Below are 4,093 nucleotides of genomic sequence, written 5' to 3'. Positions count from 1 at the left end.
CGGCCTACGGCACGGCGGCGGCCCAACTGGCCCTCTGCGTCGCCGGTCTGCTCGCCCTGCTCACCGTGTGGCGGCGCGCGCTGACCCGACTGATGACCGCCCCGGACGGCTCGACGGTCCAGGCCTCGGAACCGGCCCGCCGGGCCGGCGGCGGCGCCCTGCGCCTGCTCCCCTCCGGCCGCACCGGCACCGTCATGGAGCGCAGCCTGCGCTACGTGTGGCGCGACCCGAAGACGAAGGCCGCCTGGATCACGTCCCTCGCGATCGGCCTGATCGTCCCGGTGTTCAACGCGCTCCAGGGCACCGGCTCCGTCTACTTCGCGTGCTTCGCCGCCGGCATGCTCGGCATCCAGATGTACAACCAGTTCGGCCAGGACACCTCGGCCTTCTGGATGGTCGCGATGACGATCGCGTCCCCGCGCGACGCCTACGCCGAACTGCGCGCCAGGGCCCTGGCGTTGCTGCTGATCACGCTCCCGTACGCGGCACTGGTCACGCTCGTCACGACGGCGATGCTCGGCGCGTGGGCGGACCTCCCCGAGGTCCTCGGCCTCTCCTTCGCCCTCCTCGGCGCCATGCTCGCGACGGGCGCCTGGTCCTCGGCCCGCTTCCCGTACTCGATCCCGCAGGAGGGCTACAAGAACGTCGCCCCCGGCCAGGCGGGCCTCGCCTGGATCTCCATCTTCGGCGGCATGGTGGCGGCGGCCCTCCTCTGCGCCCCGGTCCTCGCCCTCACGATCACCCTGCACGCGACGGGCGCGGACGCCTGGACCTGGCTCCTCCTCCCCGTCGGCACGGCCTACGGCGCGGCGGTCACCCTCCTCGGCCTGCGCCTGGCCGCCCCGCGCACGGCGTCCCGGCTGCCGGAGATCCTGGCGGCGGTGAGCAAGGGGTAGCGGCGCCCCGGCTCACGGCCTGTCGGCGGGAAGCCCGCGCAGCAGGAACTCACCGAGCGGGCCGCGCCCTTCGCGGCCGTCCTCCTGATGCCCGCCCCGTCGCTGCGGCCCGGTGACCCGCCCGCCTCCGGCCGCATCCGCGCCCTGAAGGCACTTCGGCCGGCTCTCACGGCACACTGCCGGGGCCTCGCCTTCGTGGCCCGCACCGAGGAAGCCCTCCACAGCGGGCAGGCACTCTGGGGCTGCCCCACGACGGCCACGCAGCACGCGGACGAGGCACGCGCCTGGGCCCGGGCCCGCGTGGAGGCGTAGAAACGCAGGCGACCCGCGAGCCATGGTTCCTCCCGTGCAAGACGGTCGGAAGCCGGCCGGACGTACCGGCGGCTCGCGGGTCGGGTGACTGCTTGGGAATAGGGGCCGGCTGCACGCACGTATCACGTGCCGGTCCGGCGCCGAATTCGAGATGCGACGTCGGGCCGCTAGCCCGCAGTCACCTCAGCCGTCCGGAGTTCATACATGCTCCGAATCACCTCCTTTCCACTGTGCGCCACAGCCTAGGAAGCAGTTCCCCGGGCCTCAACCGGTTTTTCGAGCTCTTGGGGAACCGGCCTCCCACTGGAGGCCGTAGGCGTATCCGTCGCCTCGCTGAAGGAGCCGCAGACGACTGTGCGAGACGTTGATGCGGCCCTGCGGTGCGGCAAGACAGTGCTGTCCCCTGGCCCTGACCGAGATGCGTCCGGTCCACGTGCCCGCCCATTTCCCGTCCGGGATGGTCGCGCGGACCAAGTCGCCCGTGGCGTAGCCGAAATGGCACTTGCTCCGCACACGCCTCATCCGGGGAAACCCGAAGCGGTCCGGAGTCGTTCGGGCGTAAGAGCCCCGGCCGGTTGCCGAGACGACGAGGATCTGCCCGGGCACCCGGACGATTCCTGCGCCCTCGTCGTGATCGAGGGGTCCTACGGCGAGCGCGTCCAGGGTGTGCGTTTCAGGAAGGCCGGTTGCGACTCGATTGGCGTGGGTGCGGTGGCTCGACCAGGTACGCACCGGCTTGTCGCGCCCGCCGAGGGCGACAACCAGTCGCCGGTTGAGGGAATTCATGACGCCCGCGTGCCGCAGCGACGGCCTGGCCTGAGCCGCGATCACCGCCAGCCTCTCGTCGTCATGAGCGAGAAAACGGCCCACGGGTTGGGTGCCTTTGGCCTTGTTGCAGGGCACACAGGCAAGTACGAGGTTTGGAGACTCGGTCCGATCCCGCTCGGCTACGGGGACGCACGTGCTCGACGTTGAGCGGCAGGTTTGTAGCGCCACAGTAGGAACAGGCGCGGCTCCACCTGTCTCTCAAGTAGGCGCGGACGGATGTTCCGGCAAGGGTGCCCTGCTGGTGTTCGAGTCCGGTCAGGTGCCGCCCGGCCGCCATGGAGTGGGTGTCGAACGCCGTGGTCTCGAAACGCGGGAATCAGCCCTGTTGAGCGACGTGCGTGAGCACAATCGTGCTATCGGCGGCCATTACGCCCCCGCCACCCCGTCGATCGCCTCGCGCAGCAGATCCGCGTGGCCGTTGTGGCGGGCGTACTCCTCGATCATGTGGGTGAGGATCCAGCGGAGCGAGACCTTGTCGGTGCCGGCGTACGCCGCTTCCTGCGCGGAGAGGGTTCCGGTGGCGTCCAGCGGGGCCTCGGCAACGAGGTCGCGGGAGCGGGCGATCTGCGTGCGCCATCGGGCGAGCGCCCCGGGGAGGTCCTGGCCGGGGGTGAGGGTGAAGCCGTCGAAGCCGGCGGCCGGGTTGGCCAAGGGGGCCTGCTCGCCGCCGAACACCCTTTGGAACCAGTTGCGTTCGACCTCCGTCAGGTGCTGGACCAGGCCGAGGAGGGTGAGGGCGGAGGAGGGGATCGGGGCCTCGCGGGACTGGGGGTCCGTCAGGTCCGCGACCTTCAGGGCGAGCGTCTCGCGGTGGAAGTCCAACCAGGCCGTCAGCGTGGTGCGTTCGTCGGCCTGGGCGGGAGGGACGGAGCGGCCGTCGGGCAGAGTCGTCATAGGCTGCATGGTGGACGGGCGAGCGACATGGGTTTTCTCGAAGTTGACCGAACTCCGTGTGGGATGCGTCACGTTCGAGTTGAATGATCTGGAGCAGTACGAGGACCGCGCAGTATTCGTAGCGCCGACACAGCCTGCAGGGGGTGCCAGGTGAGTGCTTCCCGGCGTAGTGGGACCGCTGACGCGCTCGGGCCCGAGGAACCGGAGGAGCCCGGGGAGCCGGAGGGTCCCGAGCGGGACGGGGCCGATCTGCTGGCCGCGTTGCTGGACGGGATGGACGCCGCCCTGTGCGCCTTCGACGCCGACGGGGTCGTGACCCACTGGAACCGGGAGGCCGAGCGGATCCTGGGCTGGTCCGCGACGGAGGCCGTCGGGCGGACCGGGTTCGCCGGGTGGGCCGTGCGGTCGGCCGACGCGGACGAGGTGCAGGGACGGCTGCTGGCCGCCATGCACGCCCCGGGGCGGCAGGTGCACGAGTTCGCGCTGGTGACCAAGGACGGCGGGCGGGTCCTCGTGCGGACGCAGTCCGCCGCCGTGCGCGGGACCGACGGGAAGCCCGCCGGCGTGTACTGCGCCTTCAGCGAGGTGCACGCGCAGATCGACCTGGAGCGGTCGATCGCGTTGAGCGAGGCACTGTTCGAGGACGCCGCGTGGGGGGTCGTCCTGGTCGACGCCGATCTGCGGCCCGCCGTGGTGAACGGACACGCGGCGCGGGCGCTCGGCTCGGGGCGCACCAGTGTGCTCGGGCGGCCGCTGGGGGACTTGATATCCCAGGGCGTGGAGGACCTGGAGAGCGCGCTCGCCCATGTGCTGGCGGAGGGCGCGCCGCCCTCGCCCATGGAGGTGTGGGTCACGCTGCGCGGCGCGGAGGGCACGCAGGAGCGGCGTTGCTGGCGCAGCGGGTTCGTGCGGCTGGCCTCGCCGTTGGCGGAGGAGCCGGTGCCGCTGGGCGTCGGGTGGCTGTTCCAGGACGTGACCGAGGCCAAGCAGACCGAGCAGGAGGCCGCGGGGCTGCGCTTCCGGGCGCACCAGCTGCACCGGGCGGCGCGGGCGGCCGCGGAGTGCGAGGACCCGGCGGAGGCGGCGACGGTGCACCTGGACTTCTCGCTCGCCGGGTTCGCCGACCACGCGGTGATCGACCTGGTGGTGAGCGAGGACCCGCT

General features: G+C 71.8%; 4 protein-coding genes and 1 pseudogene. 3 read left to right on the top strand and 2 right to left on the bottom strand.

The window, feature by feature from the left end; all coding sequences use genetic code 11:
* Both G3I40_RS33695 and G3I40_RS33690 read left to right on the top strand, forming a co-directional pair.
* A pseudogene (locus G3I40_RS33695) lies at positions 1-896 on the top strand (transporter); the annotation flags it as partial.
* Positions 897-983: 87 nt separating this feature from the next.
* Complete coding sequence (locus G3I40_RS33690) at positions 984-1,208, top strand: hypothetical protein (RefSeq protein ID WP_203645240.1); 225 nt, start codon at positions 984-986, stop codon at positions 1,206-1,208.
* 264 nt (positions 1,209-1,472) lie between these two features.
* Here G3I40_RS33690 and G3I40_RS33685 read toward each other — a convergent pair whose 3' ends face one another.
* Together G3I40_RS33685 and G3I40_RS33680 are read right to left on the bottom strand one after the other, a co-directional pair.
* Complete coding sequence (locus tag G3I40_RS33685; RefSeq protein WP_164558638.1) at positions 1,473-2,111, bottom strand: hypothetical protein; 639 nt, start codon at positions 2,109-2,111, stop codon at positions 1,473-1,475.
* A 291-nt stretch (positions 2,112-2,402) separates the two neighbouring features.
* Positions 2,403-2,930, bottom strand: coding sequence for a DinB family protein (locus G3I40_RS33680; protein WP_164558637.1), 528 nt, complete (start codon positions 2,928-2,930; stop codon positions 2,403-2,405).
* Between the two features lie 150 nt (positions 2,931-3,080).
* Here G3I40_RS33680 and G3I40_RS33675 point away from each other — a divergent pair.
* A partial coding sequence (locus G3I40_RS33675; protein WP_164558636.1) for a PAS domain-containing protein occupies positions 3,081-4,093 on the top strand: 1,013 nt, incomplete at its 3' end.

Source organism: Streptomyces sp. SID14478 (assembly GCF_010548525.1).
GTDB lineage: Bacteria > Actinomycetota > Actinomycetes > Streptomycetales > Streptomycetaceae > Streptomyces.
Note: the sequence above shows the minus strand (reverse complement) of the source record. Positions and strands in the feature narration are given on the sequence as shown.

Coding starts and splice junctions, on each gene's coding strand:
- G3I40_RS33690 (WP_203645240.1), top strand. CDS start 984: ATGCCCGCCCCGTCGCTGCGGCCCGGTGACCCGCCCGCCTCCGGCCGC.
- G3I40_RS33680 (WP_164558637.1), bottom strand. CDS start 2,930: ATGACGACTCTGCCCGACGGCCGCTCCGTCCCTCCCGCCCAGGCCGAC.